Annotated in this window: 25 protein-coding genes; 14 read left to right on the top strand and 11 right to left on the bottom strand. The window is 59.5% G+C overall.

The genetic code is table 11. The features are described from left to right. The first annotated feature begins 209 nt into the window (after positions 1-209). Positions 210-1,088 carry a LysR substrate-binding domain-containing protein gene (locus ACIQ39_RS11575; protein WP_396434753.1) on the top strand — a complete coding sequence of 293 codons (879 nt, stop codon included), beginning with the start codon at positions 210-212 and terminating at the stop codon, positions 1,086-1,088. 226 nt (positions 1,089-1,314) lie between these two features. Here ACIQ39_RS11575 and ACIQ39_RS11570 read toward each other — a convergent pair whose 3' ends face one another. Continuing rightward, on the bottom strand, positions 1,315-2,541 hold the full coding sequence (locus ACIQ39_RS11570) for an MgtC/SapB family protein (protein WP_396434752.1): 1,227 nt from the start codon (positions 2,539-2,541) through the stop codon (positions 1,315-1,317). A gap of 207 nt (positions 2,542-2,748) precedes the next feature. Between ACIQ39_RS11570 and ACIQ39_RS11565 the strand changes: the two genes are divergently transcribed. Together ACIQ39_RS11565 and ACIQ39_RS11560 are read left to right on the top strand one after the other, a co-directional pair. After that, positions 2,749-3,102: a PepSY domain-containing protein gene (locus ACIQ39_RS11565; protein ID WP_396434751.1), complete on the top strand. Its 354-nt coding sequence runs from the start codon at positions 2,749-2,751 to the stop codon at positions 3,100-3,102. A gap of 96 nt (positions 3,103-3,198) precedes the next feature. Further along, positions 3,199-3,723 carry a hypothetical protein gene (locus ACIQ39_RS11560; protein ID WP_396434750.1) on the top strand — a complete coding sequence of 175 codons (525 nt, stop codon included), beginning with the start codon at positions 3,199-3,201 and terminating at the stop codon, positions 3,721-3,723. A gap of 146 nt (positions 3,724-3,869) precedes the next feature. On the opposite strand, the gene ACIQ39_RS11555 is transcribed toward ACIQ39_RS11560, so the two are convergent. After that, complete coding sequence (locus tag ACIQ39_RS11555) at positions 3,870-5,057, bottom strand: acyl-CoA dehydrogenase family protein (RefSeq protein WP_396434749.1); 1,188 nt, start codon at positions 5,055-5,057, stop codon at positions 3,870-3,872. A 241-nt stretch (positions 5,058-5,298) separates the two neighbouring features. Between ACIQ39_RS11555 and ACIQ39_RS11550 the strand changes: the two genes are divergently transcribed. After that, positions 5,299-5,919, top strand: coding sequence for a glutathione S-transferase family protein (locus tag ACIQ39_RS11550; protein WP_396434748.1), 621 nt, complete (start codon positions 5,299-5,301; stop codon positions 5,917-5,919). A gap of 513 nt (positions 5,920-6,432) precedes the next feature. Next, complete coding sequence (locus tag ACIQ39_RS11545; RefSeq protein ID WP_396434747.1) at positions 6,433-6,792, top strand: DUF768 domain-containing protein; 360 nt, start codon at positions 6,433-6,435, stop codon at positions 6,790-6,792. A 102-nt stretch (positions 6,793-6,894) separates the two neighbouring features. Here the strand turns inward: ACIQ39_RS11545 and ACIQ39_RS11540 are convergent, their stop codons facing one another. Both ACIQ39_RS11540 and ACIQ39_RS11535 read right to left on the bottom strand, forming a co-directional pair. Beyond that, entirely contained in the window at positions 6,895-7,137 is a 243-nt protein-coding gene (locus ACIQ39_RS11540) for a hypothetical protein (RefSeq protein WP_396434746.1), read from the bottom strand. A gap of 280 nt (positions 7,138-7,417) precedes the next feature. Continuing rightward, entirely contained in the window at positions 7,418-7,588 is a 171-nt protein-coding gene (locus tag ACIQ39_RS11535; protein ID WP_396434745.1) for a LysR family transcriptional regulator, read from the bottom strand. A 123-nt stretch (positions 7,589-7,711) separates the two neighbouring features. Here ACIQ39_RS11535 and ACIQ39_RS11530 point away from each other — a divergent pair, with 123 nt between their 5' ends. The 3 genes from ACIQ39_RS11530 to cbbX are packed head-to-tail and all read left to right on the top strand — an operon-like array spanning position 7,712 to position 10,644. Further along, positions 7,712-9,190: a ribulose-bisphosphate carboxylase large subunit gene (locus ACIQ39_RS11530; RefSeq protein ID WP_396434744.1), complete on the top strand. Its 1,479-nt coding sequence runs from the start codon at positions 7,712-7,714 to the stop codon at positions 9,188-9,190. Positions 9,191-9,204: 14 nt separating this feature from the next. After that, entirely contained in the window at positions 9,205-9,639 is a 435-nt protein-coding gene (locus ACIQ39_RS11525) for a ribulose bisphosphate carboxylase small subunit (protein ID WP_396434743.1), read from the top strand. A gap of 24 nt (positions 9,640-9,663) precedes the next feature. Continuing rightward, complete coding sequence (cbbX, locus tag ACIQ39_RS11520) at positions 9,664-10,644, top strand: CbbX protein (RefSeq protein ID WP_396434742.1); 981 nt, start codon at positions 9,664-9,666, stop codon at positions 10,642-10,644. Between the two features lie 149 nt (positions 10,645-10,793). On the opposite strand, the gene ACIQ39_RS11515 is transcribed toward cbbX, so the two are convergent. Then, positions 10,794-12,416 carry a long-chain-fatty-acid--CoA ligase gene (locus ACIQ39_RS11515; RefSeq protein WP_396434741.1) on the bottom strand — a complete coding sequence of 541 codons (1,623 nt, stop codon included), beginning with the start codon at positions 12,414-12,416 and terminating at the stop codon, positions 10,794-10,796. Between the two features lie 26 nt (positions 12,417-12,442). Next, on the bottom strand, positions 12,443-13,618 hold the full coding sequence (locus ACIQ39_RS11510) for a serine hydrolase domain-containing protein (protein WP_396434740.1): 1,176 nt from the start codon (positions 13,616-13,618) through the stop codon (positions 12,443-12,445). Positions 13,619-13,759: 141 nt separating this feature from the next. Between ACIQ39_RS11510 and ACIQ39_RS11505 the strand changes: the two genes are divergently transcribed. Both ACIQ39_RS11505 and ACIQ39_RS11500 read left to right on the top strand, forming a co-directional pair. Continuing rightward, the gene (locus ACIQ39_RS11505) at positions 13,760-14,119 is read left to right on the top strand and encodes a MerR family transcriptional regulator (RefSeq protein WP_396434739.1); all 360 of its coding nucleotides are present in this window, start codon (positions 13,760-13,762) and stop codon (positions 14,117-14,119) included. After that, positions 14,116-14,526, top strand: a complete 411-nt coding sequence (locus ACIQ39_RS11500) for a PaaI family thioesterase (RefSeq protein WP_396434738.1) — start codon at positions 14,116-14,118, stop codon at positions 14,524-14,526. Before ACIQ39_RS11505 ends, ACIQ39_RS11500 begins: the two co-directional genes overlap by 4 nt. 16 nt (positions 14,527-14,542) lie before the next feature. On the opposite strand, the gene ACIQ39_RS11495 is transcribed toward ACIQ39_RS11500, so the two are convergent. Then, a complete protein-coding gene (locus ACIQ39_RS11495) occupies positions 14,543-15,955 on the bottom strand; it encodes a cytochrome P450 (RefSeq protein WP_396434737.1) in 1,413 nt (470 codons plus the stop codon). Positions 15,956-16,054: 99 nt separating this feature from the next. Here ACIQ39_RS11495 and ACIQ39_RS11490 point away from each other — a divergent pair, with 99 nt between their 5' ends. Further along, on the top strand, positions 16,055-16,999 hold the full coding sequence (locus tag ACIQ39_RS11490; protein ID WP_396434736.1) for a helix-turn-helix domain-containing protein: 945 nt from the start codon (positions 16,055-16,057) through the stop codon (positions 16,997-16,999). A 122-nt stretch (positions 17,000-17,121) separates the two neighbouring features. Then, complete coding sequence (locus ACIQ39_RS11485) at positions 17,122-18,246, top strand: sterol desaturase family protein (protein WP_396434735.1); 1,125 nt, start codon at positions 17,122-17,124, stop codon at positions 18,244-18,246. An 18-nt stretch (positions 18,247-18,264) separates the two neighbouring features. Here the strand turns inward: ACIQ39_RS11485 and ACIQ39_RS11480 are convergent, their stop codons facing one another. Next, a complete protein-coding gene (locus ACIQ39_RS11480) occupies positions 18,265-18,885 on the bottom strand; it encodes a CYTH domain-containing protein (protein ID WP_396434734.1) in 621 nt (206 codons plus the stop codon). 97 nt (positions 18,886-18,982) lie between these two features. On the opposite strand from ACIQ39_RS11480, the gene ACIQ39_RS11475 reads away from it, so the two are divergent. Together ACIQ39_RS11475 and ACIQ39_RS11470 are read left to right on the top strand one after the other, a co-directional pair. Further along, positions 18,983-19,231 (top strand): type II toxin-antitoxin system Phd/YefM family antitoxin, encoded by a 249-nt coding sequence (locus ACIQ39_RS11475; RefSeq protein WP_396434733.1) that lies wholly within the window; start codon positions 18,983-18,985, stop codon positions 19,229-19,231. 1 nt (position 19,232) lies between these two features. Beyond that, a complete protein-coding gene (locus tag ACIQ39_RS11470; protein ID WP_396434755.1) occupies positions 19,233-19,529 on the top strand; it encodes a type II toxin-antitoxin system RelE/ParE family toxin in 297 nt (98 codons plus the stop codon). A gap of 40 nt (positions 19,530-19,569) precedes the next feature. Here ACIQ39_RS11470 and ACIQ39_RS11465 read toward each other — a convergent pair whose 3' ends face one another. The 3 genes from ACIQ39_RS11465 to ACIQ39_RS11455 all read right to left on the bottom strand — a co-directional run. Beyond that, a complete protein-coding gene (locus ACIQ39_RS11465; RefSeq protein WP_396434732.1) occupies positions 19,570-19,968 on the bottom strand; it encodes a glutaredoxin family protein in 399 nt (132 codons plus the stop codon). An 81-nt stretch (positions 19,969-20,049) separates the two neighbouring features. Further along, positions 20,050-20,481: a GNAT family N-acetyltransferase gene (locus ACIQ39_RS11460; RefSeq protein WP_396434754.1), complete on the bottom strand. Its 432-nt coding sequence runs from the start codon at positions 20,479-20,481 to the stop codon at positions 20,050-20,052. Positions 20,482-20,493: 12 nt separating this feature from the next. Next, the coding region (locus tag ACIQ39_RS11455; RefSeq protein WP_396434731.1) for a hypothetical protein at positions 20,494-20,700 on the bottom strand (207 nt) is incomplete at its 5' end.

The following is a 20,700-nucleotide window of genomic DNA, read 5'->3' as shown; positions in this document are numbered from 1 at the left end:
TTCTTGCGTCAGCACCAACGACGGCCGTTCAGATTTTCTCGCCATGATCACCGCTTTCATGAGTTGAAGAAAAAGCATAGCGATTATCATCTATTTAGTAACTGTATTGATGGAACGAACTACTAGGCAGCGCAGCAACGCTTGGGAATAGCCCGTGCTGCAACGCCGCTTTGCAACCGGCGCAAGGGCCGAGCGACTATCATTTGGCGATGGACAACCTCAGCCTCGCAGACTTGACTGTGTTCGCGCGTGCGGCGGCCCTGGGCACACTGTCTTTGGCGGCTCGCGAAAGGGGCGTGCCGGTGAGCCAGATCTCTCGCGCCGTCGCCCGCGTTGAGAGTGCCTGTGGAGTTCATCTCTTTCGACGCTCAGCAAGAGGCATCACGCTCACGCCCGACGGTGAGGCTTTTCTAGCCTTTTGCCAGAAAGTACTCGACACCCGGAGCGATCTCGAAGCGGATCTTTCGCGCAGCAGGCGCCTGGTGAGTGGCTGTGTTCGGGTGAACCTGAGTTCAGCGATCGCCCAGCATTGGGTAACTCCATCGCTACCGCACTTAATCAAGCGTCACCCACAGCTCGGACTTGACTTGCAGGTTGAGGACGGCCTCGTCGACTTGGCTCGATCGGGCGTCGATATCGCCATTCGCACCGGCAATCCGACGGCCCTGTCGTTGGTCGCACGGAAGCTGGGCGAGATCGAGACCGGTCTGTATGCCAGCGAAGAGTACCTCGAGGGTCGCGACATTCCTTGCTCCGCAGATGACCTGATGGGACATACACTGCTGGCCAATTGTGAGCACCCGGTGCTCAACCGGCTGTGCTTCGCAGACGGACGACATCTGATGGCCAACAGCCGCATACGCGCGAGTAGCACTGGGACACTCGCGCAAATGGCCACCGAGGGGCTTGGCATCGCGCATTTGCCCGTAAAGATGGGAGAGGCTCCATTAGGCTCCACTCTGCGGCGCCTGCTCACGCAGGAGTTCCAATCCACGCCGGTACCAGTGTGGGCGCTGATGCTCCCGGAGCGTCAACGCCTGCCACGTATACGCGCCTGCTTGGAGCACCTTGTGCAGGTGTTCAAGTGATTCTTGGCGTGATCGAGGTCGCCTGAAGGGGATTGGCGTGTAGCCACGGTGCGGAGGTTGGTTGAGCCCGAATGGATTACGGATCGCATAGATGTCGGTAACGGACAATCAACTTGTTTGTCTGTATGCCCGTAACGGGTCGTAGATGTCGATCAGGCTTGTTCGCGTCGATGACTGCAATCAGCCTGAAGCAGACGCTCCTCCAAACCAAGCCCGCTAGCCCAATTTAGACCAACCACAACACCCCAACCGCGCCGCCCCCCACCATGGCTGCCAATCCCAATCCGACGATCAGACCGTAGCGAACCCCGCCGCTGGCCATCGCCACAGCGGTTTTGGCCAAAGCGCTTGAGGCGAAAACGGCCACCAGTGCCCAGCGCGCCCACTCTGGCGACATGCCGCCGGTCTGAATCAGTTGCGCAATGCTGGCGGCAGCGGCATGCACTTCCACCCACGCCACACACAGCGCAGCCACCAGAACGCCCACTTCGCCAAAAACATGTTGCAACCAGGCGGCGAGCAAGGACATCAAAGCAATGGCGCTGGCCATGCCCAAGGCATGCGTCAGCTTGAAAGCACGCCCTGTTTCGGTCTTGGCACCATCCCCTTCGATGCGACGCAAGGCGGGCAGCACCACCAGCAGCAAGCCCAGGCCTGCCAAAACCAGTGGCCAGCGCATGGCCACCAGCAGGGCCGGTGAGGCAGCCCCCAGCACCCCGGCAAACAGCGCCAAGGACGCCAGATTGGCCAGCAGGGCAGCAGCCGCTGCGGGCAGTGCATCACTGTGCCCGCCACGCACGCGCTGACCCGTGCTGACGACCACGGCGGTGGAGGACACAAACCCCGAAAAGAAGGCCGCCAGTGGCATGCCCCAACGCCCCCCCAGCGCACGTTGCGCGACATGGCCCAGCATGCCGACCGCCATGACGAGCACCACGATGCGCCACAGTGTGGTGGCATGCAGCACACCCCAGGGGTCTATCGCTTGGACCGACAGCAGCGGCATGACCACCAGTGCTGCGGCAGCCAGGATCAGGCCGTCTTGCAACTCCTGATCGGTGATCAGAACACGGCTGATGCGCTGTGAAGCTTGTTTGGCATGCAGCAGCGCGGCAGTCAGCACACCGAGGGCGGCAGACAAGCTCGGGTTTTGTTGCGCCAGCGCCGACAGCATCAGTGTCGCCAGCAAAGCCACCTCGCCCGTCTGGCCAGGATCGCTGCTGGTGGTGGCCTGATAACCCCCGATCACCAGCGCGCCGATCACCAAGACCGTGGCCACAAATGGCCAAGTGCCCAAACTCCAACTCACATAGCCGAGCACCGCCACCAGGGCGTGTGTCCGGGTGCCAGCCTTGCTCACATGCGGCTGGTGCCGGCGCTCGCGGACCGCACCGATCAGCAAGCCCACCCCCAAGGCGGTCAGCAAGCCGGTCCAATGCGCAGCGGTGTTCATGACAAAAGAAACATCATTCGCATCTGACCATGAGGGTCAGTGACAAGCATTGACTTTGATCAACTTGGATTCGAACAAGAACCTTGACCATTGCGCTTTAGTGGCGCATCGAATGTGAACGCACCAACAGGCCTGAATGCCCATGGCTTTTTCACCATGCCCTCCACTCAAAGCCTGATGCCCGAACCGGCTTGACAGGAGCCTTCCATGACATGCACCCGCACTTTGAGCCAGGGCCTGCTGGTGTTCTTGCTGGGCTTTGCCGCCTTGCCCGCCTTGGCCGAGGACGATTGCGATGCGCCGCTCAAGCGCTGGCAATCGCGCGATGCCGTGCGCCAGATGGCCGCAGCCCAGGGCTGGCAGATCGAGCGGCTGAAGATCGAGCGGTTGAAGATCGATGACGGCTGTTATGAAATTCGCTTCACCGATGCCCAGGGCCGCCGATTCAAAGCCAAGATCGACCCGGAAACGCTCAAGGTCTTGAAGCTCAAGCTTTGTTCGTCTGGCGTCCAAATGATCACCCAGGAGGTGACAGTTGAATTGTGCTTTGATGGGCATTAAGATGTAAAATGATGGCGGTTTAATATGGTAAAAGTATAATTTTAGATGTGTAAAATTTCGGTTTTTTATTCAACCTGGATTTAAAGAAGAAAATAGATGCTTAAAAATGTAAAAAGAATTTTTTTTGCAGCGGCCATTGTTCTGTCTTGTTTTTCCAATGCGAATGCATTTGAAGACGGACAGAACGTCATCTATATTGGGTCGGGGACCGCCATCAACAGCCCGGACTACGCTGAAAAACCCAAAACGCTTGGCTTTATTCGCCTCTTGAGTTCGACCCCACTGGTGTGGGGGTTGGATGTGAGTTACGAAGGCATTGTTTTGGACGCAACCAAAGGACGACGGGCAAGCCAGGCTGAATCTTTCAACATTTTGTTGGGCAGAAATATCCACACAGCTGAGCATTTTCGTCTTGAGGCCGCATTCATCGCGGGCATACGAGAAAAAACCATCCGTTGCCCCAGCGGCACGTCGGGTTACCAGTGCGATCCGAATGTGGCCCCGGACACTGATTTTGCTTTCAACGGCGGTGTTGCCGTGATCTGGTCTTATAAAAATTTGATGCTTGGCGCGCGCTGGACCGAGAAAAGCAGGCAAGCCCTGCTTGGGGTCAAGTTTTAAGGCTTGATTTTTTCTCGCCAGTTGGCTTGCTGCAAGCTCAGATTGGCGCAATGGTTCGACCAACACCTGAATCTGGCGGAACAGGCCTGTCCTGATTGCGACTTGGCCTCAAGCGCCAAGCGCCACAGCCCTTGAGCCCACTGCACTCAGGCCCGTTGCATATCCCGCGCTTTTTGGGCCTTGTGCACCAGTTTGCGCGCCATGCTCCAGCGGTGCACTTCGCTGGGGCCGTCGTAGATTCGGAAGGCGCGCATGTCCAAGAAGATGTGCATCACGGGCGTTTCGGCGGTCACGCCTTGGCCACCCAAAATCTGCACGCAGCGGTCCACCACGCGCCACTCGGCCTCTGAGCAGGCCACTTTGGCACGGCTCGATTCAAAGCCGCCTTTGTGGCCTTGGTCCAGCAGCCAAGCGGTGTGCCAGATGTGCAGGCGGGCGGTGTGCAAGTCGATGTCGTTGTCGGCCAGCATGAAGCCCACGCCTTCGTGTTCGGCCAGCGGTTTGCCAAAGGCTTGGCGGCGGCTGGCGTAATCGAGCGCGATCTCGTGCGCTCGGCGGGCCTGCCCCAGCCAGCGCATGCAATGGGTCAGGCGTGCCGGTGCCAGCCGAATTTGGGCATAGCGAAAGCCTTGGCCCACTTCGCCCAGCACGTCGCTGGCGGGCACGCGCAAATTCTCAAAATGCAATACGCCGTGACCGCCAGTAAAGCAGTTGTCCATGGCGTCCATGTGGCGTTCTAGCCGGATGCCGGGCTTGGCCATGTCGGTCAAAAACATGGTCGCGCCGCCGTCTTCCATGCGCGCCATGACGATGGCGTAGTCGGCCCCCTCGGCACCCGTGATGAACCATTTGACACCGTTGATCAGGTAGCTGTCGCCGTCTCGCACGGCGGTGGTGGTGAGCATGGACGGGTCAGCGCCCGCGCCCGGGTCGGGCTCGGTCATGGCAAAGCACGAGCGGGTGTGCCCCGCCACTTGGGGGCGCAGCCAGCGCTCTTTTTGCGCGGGGGTGGCCACCGCTTCCATGAGGTGGATATTGCCTTCGTCGGGTGCGTGGATGTTGAGTGCCGTGGGCCCCAGGTTGGAGTAAGCGGCTTCTTCAAAAATCACGGCTTTGGCGATGTGGCTCAGGCCCAACCCGCCCATCTCGAGCGAGGCGTGCGGCGTGAGCAAACCCGCAGCGCGAGCGCGTGCCACCAGCTCGCGGCGCAAGTCTTCGGACGGGCCGTGCGGGCCGTGGCGCGGGTCGCCTTCCAGTGGCATGACTTGCTCGGCGATGAACTGCCGCGTGCGCTCGCGCAGGGCCGCAATGTCCGGTGGGATGTCGAAATTCATGGTGGCGTTTGTTTCATAAATCGTTGAACAGCTTTGCTTATGAGGATTGGAAAGGCTGCGCTGGCCTTGTCCTGTCCGGCCTGTGACTGGGTGTCGCCCGCGTGTCTTTTCTTGAACCCCGTCGCCTGAGGCCTGTTGCTTGTCGTCTGTCATCTGCGTGGCATGCCCAAGATCGGGTGGGTGCTAGTCTGCTGGGCATGGGCAGCAGAGCTTGCATGCCCTGACCAAAAAAGGAAAAACCATGAAGCTTTACACCGCCCACCGCGCGCCCAGTCCTCGCCGGGTGTTGATGTTTTTGGTCGAGAAAAACATCACCGGCATCGAGATGGTCAACATAGACCTGAATGGTGGCGAACACCGCTCGCCCGAATACCTGGCCAAAAGCCCGCTGGCCAAAGTGCCTGCGCTGGAGCTCGATGACGGCCGCGTGATCAGCGAGACGCGGGCGATTTGCACTTTGCTCGAAGGCCGTTACCCCGAGCCCAACTTGATGGGCGTGGACGGCGACGAGCGGGGCTTTATTGAGATGGCCGACCGGCAGGTGGAGTTGTATTTGATGGGCGGCATTGCCAATGCGATCCGCCACAGCCACCCGGGCTTGGCGGCTTTAGAAAAACCGCAGTTCCCCGATTTTGGCCGCTCGCAGGCCGAGAAGGTGCGAGAGGTGGCGCGCGGTTTTGACCAGCGCCTGCAAAGCCAGCCCTGGATCGCGGGTGAGCGTTTCACGATTGCCGACATCACCGCGTTTTGCGCACTGGAGTTTGCGCGTGGCCTGTTGAAGTTTGTGCCCGGCGACGAAGGCATGAGCGCCTTGCAGGCTTGGCGCGAGCGCATGAACGAGCGTCCCAGCGCCAAGCTTTGATCATGCACTGGATTGCCACGCTTGGCTCGCAATGACAGATAAACCGTCATGGCGAGGCGTTTACCGCTCACTGGATTGCCACGCTTGGCTCGCCATGACAAGTTGTCGTTGAGGGGCGTTTACCGTGCACTGGATTGCCACACTTGGCTCGCAATGACAAGTTGTCGTTGAGAGGCGTTTACCGCTCACTGGATTGCCACGCTTGGCTCGCAATGACAAGTTGTCGTTGAGGGGCGTTTACCGTGCACTGGATTGCCACGCTTGGCTCGCAATGACAAGTTGTCGTTGAGGGGCGTTCGCCGCTCACTGGATTGCCACGCTTCGCTCGCAATGACAGACAACCCCTCAGACAGACAACCCCTCAGACAGCCAAACCGTCATTGCGAGGAGCTTGCGACGTGGCAATCCAAACGGCGACTTCCAATGAACACGCCGCCGTCGTCCTTGTCGTGCGACAAAGTGCACTGCAGGGCTCAGTTTGCAAGCCGTGCTGTATATTAAAATTTTTCAGACTTGTTCTGGCGCAAAGGGCAAGCCGCCTTGGATCGGGAAACCGGTGTCGATGTTGATTCACTGGATGTGGGGGACGTGATGAGTAAACGATTTTTGAGGTGGGTTGAAACATGGGTCGAGGAAAACATCCCTCCCGGTGCCAATCCCGATATCGAAAGCCACGAAGTCAAGGCAAAGCGGCTGACGGAACAACTTTTCGCACAAGCGCTGACTGTCGGCTTCACGACCTCCGAGTCCGAGGCGGAGCGAGAGCGAGTTCTGCCCTTGGTGCTGGCCGCTGTATCGGACAGCACCGACTTTGACATCGATGCCTATCGCCTCAAGTCCGAACTCGCGCGTGAGAATGAAGATGGCGATTGAGCCGCGAGCAACGCGCAGTTCAGAGGCCCAATTTGACAGCGCGTGATGGTGCTGGCGGCGCGGGAAAAAATACCTGGCGAGATCAAACACCTTGCGCAAATCCTACGGGCAAGCAATTTTGCAGAGCGCGGCCTTGGTGACAGCTGTGCCTTCTTCGTGGCTTAAAACAGGCCTGCAAATTCTGGTGTGCAGGTCGGCAAATTTTTCAAGTCCAATGCGGCCACCACCTTGCACAGTGTCGGCCTCAGCAAGGCCATGATCTGTTGGCAAGTTGTTTGTTGACAAATCCCCATCAAGGTAAAGCGCAGCATGCGGGCAAGCCCATGGCGTGAGGTTTTTTTTCATCACATCAACACAAAAATATTTTTGGCAAGGGCACCTCCATGTTGCCGCTGTCTAGGGCGCCCTCGCATCCAGCGCACCTTGGTGGGCCGGGGCTTGCTGCACAGCTGTGACGCCAGTGAGATGCTGGCCCAGCAACACAGCGGCTTTTCGGTGGGCTTGTGTGTGTGCATTGGGGGGCACGAACGCGTTGCCCTGGAGCGGCTGTTGCGTCACTGTGCCCGCCCTGTCACGGGTCGGCGTCTTTGAGGAGGGCGAGCATCTTGCGGGCGTACAACAGCGGCTACTCGCCGCTGCTGGGCAGGCTTACTTTTCTGCCCTGATGTGCGAACAAGGGCATGCCCATTTCTGCCTTTAAATCCTTGATTTGCAGAGTGATGGCTGGCGCAGATGCATGCCAAGTTTCAGCGGTTTTGGCGAAACGCAGATGCCGTGCCACAGCTTTAAGAAACACGAAGTTGGCGAAAAGTGATGTTTTTCGATTAAGAAAAGCTGAAGTGAAAGCCCTGTAAATCTGAATTTACTTATCTCTAGGCTCTTTTTAAAGTTCAGTCACATTCTTAACAAGGAGTTGACTGTGACTGAAGACACCCAAATCACCGACGGCAAAAAACGCTACAGCGCAGGCGTTTTGAGATACAAGCAAATGGGCTATTGGCAGCCCGACTATGTGCCCAAGGACACCGACTTGATCGCCATGTTCCGCATGACGCCGCAAGAAGGCGTGGACTCCGAAGAGTGCGCCGCGGCCGTGGCCGGTGAATCTTCTACCGCCACCTGGACCGTGGTGTGGACCGACCGCCTGACCGCCTGCGAGCTCTACCGCGCCAAGGCCTACCGCGTCGATCCCGTGCCCAACACCGGCCCCGGCACCAAGACAGAGCAGCAGTACTTTGCCTACATCGCTTACGACATCGACCTGTTCGAAGGCGGCTCGATTGCCAACCTCACGGCGTCCATCATCGGCAACGTCTTCGGCTTCAAGGCCGTCAAAGCGCTGCGCCTGGAAGACATGCGCATTCCGGTCGCTTACCTCAAGACCTTCCAGGGCCCTGCGACTGGCGTGGTCGTCGAGCGCGAGCGCCTGGACAAGTTTGGCCGCCCGCTGCTGGGCGCCACCACCAAGCCCAAGCTCGGCTTGTCGGGCCGCAACTATGGCCGGGTGGTGTACGAGGGCCTCAAAGGCGGTCTTGATTTCATGAAGGACGACGAGAACATCAACTCTCAGCCCTTCATGCACTGGCGCGATCGTTTTCTTTATTGCATGGAAGCGGTCAACAAAGCCAGCGCGGCCACCGGCGAGGTCAAAGGCCACTACCTGAACGTCACCGCCGGCACCATGGAAGAAATGTACGCCCGTGCCGAGTTCGCCAAGAGCTTGGGCAGCGTGATCATCATGATCGACTTGGTGATTGGCTACACGGCGATCCAGAGCATGGCCTTGTGGGCGCGCAAGAACGACATGATCTTGCACCTGCACCGCGCAGGCAACAGCACCTACTCACGCCAAAAGAACCACGGCATGAACTTCCGCGTCATCTGCAAGTGGATGCGCATGGCGGGTGTGGACCACATCCACGCCGGCACGGTGGTCGGTAAGTTGGAAGGCGACCCGATGATGATCCGGGGCTTTTACGACACGCTGCTCGACACGCACACCCCGGTGCAACTCGAGAAGGGTCTGTTCTTCGAGCAAGACTGGGCGTCGCTGAACAAGGTCATGCCCGTGGCCTCTGGCGGCATCCATGCAGGCCAGATGCACCAGTTGCTGACCTACCTCGGCGACGACGTGGTGCTGCAGTTTGGCGGCGGCACGATTGGCCACCCCATGGGCATCCAAGCCGGTGCCACGGCAAACCGCGTCGCCCTCGAAGCCATGGTGCTGGCGCGCAATGAAGGCCGCGACATCTGGAACGAAGGCCCGCAAATTCTGCAAGACGCCGCCAAGTGGTGCTCACCCCTGAAAGCCGCCATCGACACCTGGGGCGACATCAGCTTTAACTACGAATCCACCGACACCGCCGACTTTGCCGTCACGCCGACGGCTTCTAATTAAGGAGAAACCTCATCATGATGACCAACCAAGGCAATCGCCTCACACAGGGCCAGTTCTCCTTCCTGCCCGAACTCACTGACAAGCAGATCACCGCACAGATCGAGTACGCGCTCGGCAAAAACTGGGCACTCGGCGTCGAATACACCGATGATCCGCATCCGCGCAACACCTACTGGGAAATGTATGGCAACCCGATGTTTGACTTGAAGGACGCGTCGGGCATCTTGAGCGAAGTCAATGCGTGCCGCAAGACATTTCCTAACCACTACATTCGCGTGACGGCCTTCGATGCAACGCAAGGCGTTGAGTCGGTGCAAATGTCGTATATCGTCAACCGCCCCAAGACCGAACCCGGCTTCGGCCTGACAAGGCAAGAAATCGGCGGACGTCAAATCCAGTACACCGTGCACAGCTACGCCACCGACAAACCCGAAGGCGAGCGTTACTGAGCGCGCCCAGACTGCGACACCACCATGAGCAACTCCTCCCTACCTGGCGTGCGCGCCGAATCACCCGTGACAACGGCAGCATCCAGGCAAACCGCGGATGCGCCAGCGGTGGCCCTGAGCCAAGCGCGAAGCGTGGGTGAGGTTTTGTCGCAGTCGCAGGTGGAGGAGGTCATCGCCGAGCTGGACCGAGATCTGGTGGGGCTGGCCCCAGTCAAGGCCCGCATTCGCGACATCGCGGCCCTGCTGGTGATTGACAAGCTGCGCACCAATTTGGGTCTGGTCAGCGAGGCACCGAGCTTGCACATGAACTTTGTGGGCAACCCTGGCACGGGCAAAACCTCGGTGGCTATGCGCATGGCGCAAATCCTGCACCGCCTGGGTTATGTTCGTAAGGGCCATCTGGTCGCGGTGACCCGCGACGATTTGGTGGGCCAGTACATCGGGCACACCGCGCCCAAAACCAAAGAAGTGCTGAAGAAAGCCATGGGGGGTGTGCTGTTCATTGACGAGGCCTACTATTTGTACCGCCCCGAAAACGAACGCGACTATGGCCAAGAGGCCATTGAAATATTGCTGCAAGTCATGGAAAACCAGCGCGATGATTTGGTGGTGATTCTGGCGGGCTACAAAGACCGAATGGACACCTTCTTCGAATCCAACCCCGGCATGAGTTCACGCGTCGCACACCATCTCGACTTCCCCGACTATTCGGTTGACGAGTTGCTGCAGATTTCGCAAAAAATGCTGAAAGCGCAGAACTATGTGTTTGCGCCGGATGCCGACACGGTGTTCCAGCGCTATTTGGGTTTGCGGGTGCAGCAGCCCCACTTTGCCAACGCCCGCAGCGTGCGCAATGCATTGGACCGGGCGCGCCTGCGCCAGGCCAGTCGGCTCTTTGCCGACCGCGACCGGCAACTCAGCGCCGATGATTTACAAACCCTGACTGCCTCCGACTTCGCCGCCAGTCGGGTCTTTCAGCAAGCGGACGTAGGCCCGGATGCATGAGCAGCTTGAAAGTGATCAGATGCTGAAAGCGCTGATGTTTGGACTTGATACGGGGTTCAATGTGTGCCCAGCCACAGATGCCGGATCAAGCCCGGCATGACACGATTTTTAGCCCGACATGACAAGATCAGATGCGGGCATGACAAGCTTCAGCTGAACACGCCGCCGTAGTCCTTGCGCAGCTCGTTTTTTTGCACTTTACCGGTGCCGCCCACGGGCAGTGATTCGAGGAAAACCACGTCGTCGGGCAACCACCACTTGGCCACCTTGGTGACCAAAAAGTCCAGGATCTCCTGCTTCTCAAGCGTTTGACCTGGCTTGCGCACGATGAACAGCAGCGGGCGCTCGTCCCACTTGGGGTGTTTGACGCCGATCACGGCGGCCATGGCCACGGCGGGGTGACCGATGGCGGCGTTTTCCAGGTCAATCGAGCTGATCCACTCGCCCCCCGTTTTGATCACGTCTTTGGTGCGGTCGCGGATTTGCATGGTGCCCTGCGCGTCGATGGTGGCGATGTCGCCGGTGGGAAACCAGCCGTTGACCAAGGCGCTTTGCTCGGCCTTGAAATAACGCTCCATGATCCACTGGCCACGCACCATCAATTCGCCTTGTGATGTGCCGTCGCGCGGCAAGGTGACGCCGTTTTCATCCACTACCTTGATCTCGATGCCCGAGACCGATTTGCCTTGCTTGGCCACGATGGCGTGTTGCTCGGCGGCGGGGCGTTGGCGGTCAGTGCGGGTCAAGATGCTCATGGTGGCCACGGCCGTGGTCTCGGTCATGCCCCAGCCGTGGCGCACTTCCACGCCGTAGGTGTCCATGAACTTGGCGATCAGCGCCATGGGCATGGCCGATCCGCCCACACAGGTGCGTTTCATGTGGGCAAAGCGCAAGTTGTTTTGCTCGACGTGCTGGATCAAGCCCATCCAGATGGTGGGCACGCCCGCGCTGATGGTGACCTGCTCGGCGTCCATCAACTCGAACAAACTCGGGCCGTCGAGCTTGGGGCCGGGCAAGACCAACTTGGTGCCTGCAATCAGTGCGGCATAGGGGATGCACCAGGCGTTGATGTGGAACATGGGCACCACGGGCAGAACCGTCTCTTGCGTGGAAAAGCCCAGTACATCGGGCAGGCAGGCGGTGGTGGCGTCGAGCACGATGGCGCGGTGGGTGTACAGCACGCCCTTGGGGTTGCCGGTGGTGCCCGAGGTGTAGCACAGCGCCGCGCCGGTTTGATCGTCCAGTTCGGGCCAGTCAAAGCTGTCACTGTGCCCGGTGATCAGGTCTTCGTAATTCAGCACATTGGTCACGCCCTCGATGGCAGGCGTGTTCGCCGCAGCGGCCAAACACACCCAGGCGCGGACCTTGGGGCAATGCGCCGCAATGCCTTTGACCAGTGGCGCAAAAGTGGCGTCAAACAGCACCACTTCGTCTTCGGCGTGGTTGATCACATAGATCAGTTGCTGCGGGTGCAGGCGCGGGTTGCAGGTGTGCATGACCATGCCGCTGCCCGACACGGCGTAATACGCTTCCAAGTGGCGGTGGTTGTTCCAGGCGATCGTTCCCACGGCGCTGCCCACCTTCAGGCCCATCTGGGCCAAGGCCTTGGCCAGTTGGCGCGCACGCCCGGCGGTTTTGGCGTAAGTGCTGCGGTGCAGCGGGCCGTGTGTTTCGCGCGAGACGATTTCTTGCTCGCCAAACTGCGCAGCGGCGTGTTCGAGGATGCCCGAAATCAGCAGCGGGCGGTTCATCATGAGGCCGGGTTGGGGCATGTTTTGTCTCCAGTGTTTTGAATGATTTACAGCAGCGCCGCGTACACCAGGTCGCGGAACAGGGGGCGATAGTAGTCTCTTTGGTTGGGGGCTTGGATCAGCAGCATGGCATACATGTCCAGCGCCGGGTCCACAAAAAATGTGGTGCCTGCGATGCCGCCCCAGTAATACAGCCCCACCGAGCCAGGCACCGGCGACAGGCCCAAATGGGTGCGCACCGCAAAGCCCAGACCAAAGCCGTGGCCAGGTGGCAGCAAGCTGCCGTCGGCGGGTATGTCACCCAAGTGGTCGGCGGTCATGTAGTCCACCGTGTGGGGGCCGAGCAGGCGCACACCCTGCAGCTCACCCCGGTTGCGCAGGCACTGCAAAAAGCGGGTGTAGTCCATGGCGGTGGACATCAGACCCCCGCCGCCGCCCTCCATGGCGGGCATTTGCCGAGGTTCGAGCACCTTCATGGGCACGCCGCCATCGGGGTCGTGTGCAAAGGGTTCGGCAATGCGGTGGTGGTGTTCGGGCGGCACGGCAAAGCCGGTGTCCACCATGCCCAGCGGGCCAAAAATTTCGGCTTGCAAGAATGCGCCCAAGGCCTGCCCGCTGACCACTTCAACCAGACGCCCCAACACATCGGTGGCGCGGCTGTAGGCCCACACGCTGCCGGGCTGAAACTGCAGGGGCAGCGCGGCCAGCGTTTGCGAAAACTCGGCATTGCTGCGCTCGCGTGAGGCGATCTTCACCGCGCCGTATTGGCGCTGCACGGGCGAGTCGCCCAAAAATTCATAGGTCAGCCCGGCCGTGTGGCGCAGCAGGTCTTGCACCGTGGCTTCTTGCCGAACAGGCTCCAAGCCGCTGGCCGTGGCCACCTGTTGCTTGGCGAATTCGGGCAAGCAGCGGCTGACCGGGTCGCTCAAGAGCAACAGCCCGCGCTCGACCAGCATCATCACCGCCACCGACACCACCGGCTTGGTCATCGAATAAATGCGGAAGATGCTGTCGGTCTGCATGGGCGTGCCCGTGGCCGGGTCTTGCTGGCCCACGGCTTCGAACAAGCCAATTTGCCCGCGCCGGGCGATCATGGCCACGGCACCCGGCAGGCGGCCACTGGCCACTTCGCGGCGCAGCACGTCCATCAGGCGCTGGGTGCGCTCGGGGCACAGGCCCACGTCGGTGGGTTGGGCATGGGGCAAGGCTGGGTGTGCGGTCATCGGGGCTCCGGTTGAAGGGTGTTTTGTACACCAGTGACCGCTGAGGAGGTATCACCTGCAGCGCAGCGGTTAACTTGGCTTGTCGCCCATGCGTCAAAGGGTCTAAGCCTAGCGCAGTGCGAGCCTGGCTAGACTGAATTCATGCGCATTTCAGAACTCTCTGCCAAGACCCAAGTCTCGGTGCACCGCTTGCGACGTTACGAGGCCGACGGCCTGATTGAAAGCCAGAGATTGCCCAATGGCTACCGCGAGTACAACGAAAAAACCGTCAAGCACGTCATCTTCATCGCCATGTCGCGGGAGATGGGTTTCTCGCTGCCCTTCATTGCCGAGTTTATGCCGCGCTTCAAAGCGGGCAAGCTGTCGGCCCAAGACATGATCGAGGCGATCTTGGTGCGTGTGGCCGAGATCGACCAGCTCATCAACGAGCAACAAGCACTTCGCCAAAAACTGATGGACCACATCGGGTGGTTCAAAACCCAAGCCCGGAGAAAACCATGAGCCCATTGGAGATGCTGAAGCAAATCAATGCCATGGCCGAATTCAACCGCTGGTGCGGCATTGAGGTGACGGTGGCCGAACCCGGCTTTGTCGAAATCCAGATGCCCTGGCGTGCAGAGGTGGGGCAGTATTCAGGCTTTTTGCATGCAGGCCTGATCGGCGCGCTCATCGACACCGCCTGCGGCTTTGCGGCCGGAACCGTGGCGGGGCCGAATTTGCTGGCCGCCAACTTTTCGGTCAACTGCTTGCGCCCCGCCGTAGGCCAAAAGTTCATTGCAAGGGCGCGGGTGGTCAAGCCAGGCAAGGCGCAAATTTTCACCAACTGTGATTTGTTCGCGGTGGATGCGCAGGGCGAGAAACTGGTGGCGAACGGTCAGACTTTGCTCACGGTGGTGCAGGCTGGGTGAATTGCAGGATTTTTATTCACCGGGCCGAGGCGGTTTGGCCATCATGTCCATGGATTTCTTTGCGTGCATGAAGTTTCAATCGAATCGGTTTCGCAGGCCGCAAAGTCACCGCCAGATCGCCTTCTGGCCATTGGGCACCTTCAGGCCATTCCAGTCGGAAGCGCTGCATCAGCATGGCCGCGATCAGACCCATTTCGAGCAGGGCAAAGTGCTGGCCAATGCACACCCGTGGGCCGGTGCCAAAGGGCATCCACGTACCGCGTGGCATGGCGGGTGCGCCGGGCAAAAAGCATTCTGGCTTGAATTCATCGGGCGACTCAAACCAACGCGCATCGCGCTGGATCACATAGGGCGTGAAGGCGATCAGATGGCCTTGGGGCACGGTCCATGGACCGGCTTTCACATCCTTGATGGCGCGTCGGGTCATCAAGACCGCTGCGGGTGGGAACAGGCGCATGGCTTCTTTGAGGCTGGCTTGCAGCCACGGCATTTGCTGCAAGCTGTCAGGCGTTGGGGTTTTGCCCTGCAACACCGCATCGACTTCGGCGTGGATGCGTTCGGCCACTTCCGGGTGACGAGCGATCAGGCCGCTCCACCAGGTCATGGCGGTGGCCGTGGTTTCATGACCGGCCTGAAACATCACCATGGTCTGGTCGTGCAGTTCCTGAGCGCTCAGACTCTGTTCGGGATTTTCCGGGTCTCTGGCCAGTCGCAGCATGGTCAGCAGGTCATGGCCATCGTCGCTGGCCGTCGATTGTTGAGCCTGGATGTGTTGCTGGATCACCAGGTCCAGCGTTTGTTTGGCCTGGCGCACTTTGCGCACCGAAGGCAGGGGCATCCACTGTGGCCATGAAAACGGTTTGAACATCTCATCGATGCCCGAATGGCTCAAGGTCTGGATGGCCTCGGCAATGGGGCTGGCATCCCGGACCTGATGGGATCCAAACAAGACGCGCAAGATCACATCCAGCGTCATGGTGGTCATGAGGGCGTCCATGTCCACACTTTGACCGCCGACGCGCTGCGCGAGTGCGCTCAATGCATCGTGGGTGGCAGACGTCATCAAGCTGGCGTAGCCTGCCACCCGCTTGGGCGTGAAGCCGGGTTGCAACATGCGGCGCTGGCGTTGCCATGTTGCGCCTTCTGTGACCAGCACGCTTTGCCCCATGGAGATGCTGAACACCTCGGTGGCGCGTTCCCAGCGGATCAGCGTGTCGGACTGCTCCACCAGCACTTGGCGTACCCAATCGGGATGAAAGACGTGGACGATGTGTTCGTTCAGAATTTGAACTTGCGCGATGTCGGGGTGCTGGTTTTGCAAGCGCATGACATAGCCCAAATAGTCAGCACGCATGGTGCGCAAGAGGCCCAGCCCCCACAGCGGTGCCGCTGTGCAGGGGATGCGGTGGGCTTCGGTGTGTGTGTTCATGGTGCGATCTTGCATGGCAGGTCGCGCAGCGTCTTGAACCGAATCGACACTTTGGGGTTATTTGACCGTATTGAAAGACCCTTTCCATATACTTTGTGAATGACGCTAACCCATGCCTCCCCCTCGTTTTCTCCAGTTCGTACCTGGTTGCCGCCTTGGGGTTTGCATGCCTGCGTGCGTGCCGTGCTGTGGCGCAGCACGGTGGGCATGGCCTTGACCGAGCCGCAGCGCTGGGGGCATTACCCCGCAGGCCCCGTGTGCACGATCAGTATGCTGTTTCGGGGCGACATCGAGGCGCTGGCTGCAGGTGTGGGATGCGACCCGATGGCTGCCCGTGAGCCGGTGCCGTCTTTCTCGGTGATGGGGCCGCACAGTGCGCCTCGAAGCGCTTTTTATGGTCCCGAAGCAGAGGGGTTGATGGTCATCCTTTATCCGGATGCGTTTTGGGCGCTCACCGGTGTGGAGCCGCAGACTCTGAGCGATCAAATGGTCGATGCCAGCGAGGTGTTGCCCCCCGACCTGCTGGCCGCGTATCAGAGGCTGATTGAGCCGGTCGATGTCGATCAGCGCGTGGCGCGTTTGTTGGCGGATTTGCTGCAAATTTGGCAACAACGTTCACTGAACTGGCGTGAAAAACCCCGGTCGTCTGACGAATGGGGGCAGAACTTTGCTTCATGGATGGATGCCCTGGTTCTGCGGGCTGCCGCCACTGGCTGGGGGCGCAGCTTGCGTCAGTCCGAGCGCCGCATCAAGCAGTGGACGGGCTGGTCCTTGCGCAAGTTGCAAGGCTCTGTCAGAGGGGAGGCTGTATTTTTTGCGGTGATGGAGGCCATGCTGGAAGCGCGTTTGGACTGGACGCAGATCGCGCTGGACAACGGTTTTTCTGACCAAAGCCATTTCATCCGCGAGACACGCCGCATCACGGGCTTTAGTCCGGAGGTTTTGCGGCAAGGGTTGATCCAAGAGGAAGCGTTTTGGGTCTACCGGGCTTGGGCACAGTTGGCGGGGTATGAGGTGCCCGTTGGAGCGGCGCAGGCGGTTTGAAGGCCCCCGTGTGGTGAGCCTGTTCACTTGAGTTGTGAATTCGGTGCAGTGGCTGAGGCCCATTTTATGACAACCAATGGATACACTTGGCGCATTCAATTCTGTGGAAAAGGATGTTGGCCATGTGGGACCGATGGAAAAAGTTGTTGAATGCCGACGGTGCGTTGGAGCCTGGCAAGGGGATGGTGTCCGGTGTGATCGCCTTGGTACTGGCGCTGTTGTGCCTGCTCGGGTGCCTGGCGTTTCACTTTCCTCAATACCTGACCACCCCTGAGTTGCGTCGCAGTTACGACGTGGCCATGATCCGCCAACTCATGCTGGTGGCGATGGTGCTGGCCGGTGGCCTGAGTTTGGCAAACATGCTCTTGAACCGGCAGCGCTGGTTGTCGGCCACGGCCTTTGCCTTGGTCATGGTCACCGCTTTGGCGGGCGGGCACAAAGTGCCTGTCAATGACTTTGCCGATGGCACGCCCTACATTGGGCTGGACTGGATGATTCTGGATTTGCTGGGCTCTGCGCTGATTTTCATTTTCATCGAGAAGTTGTTTGCTTTGCGCAAGGCACAACCGGTGTTCCGTCCCGAGTGGCAAACCGATTTCATCCACTTTGGCGTGAACCACATGCTCATTGGTTTCATGCTCTTGGTCACCAACTTGCTGGTGCATCGGCTGTTTGGATGGGCTGCGGTGGACGGGGTCCGCGGCTGGGTGGCGAATTTGCCGTTTGTGGTGGCCTTGCCTTTGATCATTTTGGCGGCCGATCTGGTGCAGTACTGGACACATCGGGCCTATCACGAGGTGCCATGGTTGTGGCGTTTGCATGCGGTGCACCACAGCGCCAAGCACATGGATTGGCTGGCCGGCTCCAGGCAACATGTGCTGGAAATCGTGATCACCCGCACCTTGGTGCTGGCCCCGATCTACATCCTGGGCTTTTCCAAGGAGGTGATTGATGCCTACATCGTGGTCGTAGGGTTCCAGGCGGTGTTCAACCATGCGAATGTGAGCGTGCGCCTGGGGCCGTTGCGGCATTTCATTGTCTCGCCCAATTTTCACCACTGGCACCACAGCCAAGACAGGGAGGCTTTGGACCGCAATTACGCCGCGCATTTCGCATTTCTGGACCACCTGTTTGGCACCGCCGTGCGCAGCGACAAGATGTGGCCCGAGCGTTATGGCGTGCTGGGCGACTACGTACCCAAGGGGTTCATCCGTCAGCTGAAGTTTCCGTTTGTCTGGAAAGGCTGAAAAAGAGGGCACCGTAGCTCAACGCGTCCTTTGCCACAGCGCCATCCCCCGCTGCGCTTTGCTCGCATCACTGGGCGCCAGCGCCACGGGGCCTTGGGGTGTCTGGCGCAGCACCTCTGCCAGTGCCATCAGGGCCGCTTCCGGCCCGCCGAGCAGTTCCAATTCCAGCTCCAGCAGCGGCTCGCTCAGCTCGGTGCCGGGCACATGGATGCGGCCTTGGTCCAGCGCCACTTCGATTTGCGCTCCTGCATGGGTGATCACCCAGCGCTGGCGTTCAAAGTCGGTGCAAAACAGGGCGCGCAAGCTCGGGCGCAGCATCATCAGGTCTTGCGCCAGCACGGCATCACTCACCAGGGTGTCGAACTGCAATGCGCCCGGCGTGGTCGGGCCTTCCCACTCTTGCCTGCGTGACAGACCGCCCGTGCTTTGGCCTGCGGTTTTCACGGTGAGCAGCCATTGCTCACCCGCCAGCCGCTCGCGCACCGCCATGCGGCGCTGCTGCAAGGCCAGTTCGGGCGTGTCGAAATAGGTGTTGAGCAGTCGCAGCGTGTCACCCGTTTGCGTCAGCAGCGGGTGGGACAGCAGGCGCGGCAGATCAGGTGCAGAAAGGCAGAGTTTGAGTTCGGTTTCCATGGGCATGACGCACTGAAGGGGCTGTTGATGGGCACGATGGATTGACGAGTGCTTTTAATGGTATCAAAATAAGCACCATTAACTGGTCTTTATAGGGCTCAACATGTCGAATTTGATTTATGCCACGGTCACGGCCAGTGTGTCCGAACTCAAGAAAAACCCCATGGGTACCGTCGCCGCAGGAGAGGGCCAGACAGTGGCCATCCTCAACCGCAATGCACCGGCTTTTTATTGCGTGCCAGCTGGGGCCTATGAGGCTTTGATGGACCGATTGGAGGACATGGAGCTCAATGCCATTGCCGATGCTCGCTCAGCAGAGCCCCTTGTGCGGCTGACGATCGATGAGCTCTGATCTGCCCTACGGCCTGGCATTTGTGCCTCAGGCACTCAAGGAGTGGAAGAAGCTCGATCCGCACACGCGGCAGCTCTTCAAGACCCGCCTGGTGGAGCGTCTGCAGACGCCGAGGGTGGCGTCAGCGCAGCTGCGCGGACACCCAGACCGGTACAAAATCAAATTGCGGGCTTTGGGGTATCGGCTGGTTTATGAAGTGCGCGACAGCCAGGTGTTGGTGGTGGTCGTGGCCGTGGGGCGGCGAGACGGCCAAGTTGTTTACAAGGCGGCCGACGGCAGGGACGGTGCCGTGCATTGAAGGTGCCACCAACCAACACCCTGTAGCAGGGTTCTTGAATTCAAGCCACAGGGGCCGCAAAGCGCTCGCGAAAGTAAGCCACGATGGCGGACGACTCTTTGAGCCAGCGGGTTTGGCCGTCACTGTCGGTGATTTTCAAGCAGGGCACTTGGGTGCCGCCGCTGCCTTGCTGCAGTTCACTGCGGTGGGTGCTGTTGTTTTGCGAATCGCGCAACTCGATCGGCAAGGTCAAGCGGTGCATTTCCTGGCGCACCTTGATGCAAAAAGGGCAAGTGCTGAATTGGTAAAGCACCAGGCTTTGGCATTGCAGGTCCACGGCGCTCTGAGCAGCAGGTGCACGCTCAATAGGGGCGGGCCGCGTCAGACGCTCCTTGAGCAGCATGACGGGGCCGAGCACGATACGCAGGGTTCTGAAGAATGCACGGATGACGGTTTTCATAGGTGTTTGAAGTTTTTAAAGAAGAGGTTGAATCGGGGTTAAGACACGGCTTACATCACACTGCGGGTGTTCAATGTGGTGCTACCGATCAGCGATGTAGCCCTTGGCAATGGCAGCGGCTTCGTCTCTGAAAATCGCCATGGCCGTATTCATTGAATGAAAGCCCAGTCCGCGGTAAAAGTCTTCTTTGCCGGGGACTGCGTAAAGAATGATTTTTTGGTGGCCTTGTGAGAGCGCTACCAGCCGACGAACGATGGCTTTGCCGAGCCTCGTACCTTGATGACTGGGTAAAACTGCCACATCGCAGAGGTAAGCGCAGTCTGCCCCGTCCGCCAAAACACGACCTGCACCAACCAAACGTCCATCGTCGTATGCAAAGCATCGAAACATGCTGTTGCTAAACACAGTTTCCAGTTTGTTGGCTGGCTTGATTCCAAGTGGGGCAGCCAGATACAAGGCAGACAGTTCACTCCAGTCTACGGATGCGAGCGAATCACTCCAAGTCAATGACATTTCGTCCAATTTTTACTCCTTAAGAAAACGCGCCAAATAGTGACCCGTGAAGCTGGCCTTGTTTTTGGCCAATTGTTCCGGCGTGCCCTCGCCCAGCACCGTGCCGCCGCCCGCGCCACCTTCGGGGCCCATGTCGATCAGCCAGTCGGCGGTTTTGATCACGTCGAGGTTGTGCTCGATGATGACGATGGTGTTGCCCGCGTCGCGCAGCTGGTGCAG

Origin of the sequence: Limnohabitans sp. (assembly GCF_044361645.1) — a bacterium.
GTDB lineage: Bacteria > Pseudomonadota > Gammaproteobacteria > Burkholderiales > Burkholderiaceae_C > Limnohabitans_A.
The sequence above is the reverse complement of the archived record's forward strand: the minus strand, read 5'-3'. Positions and strand labels throughout refer to the sequence as shown.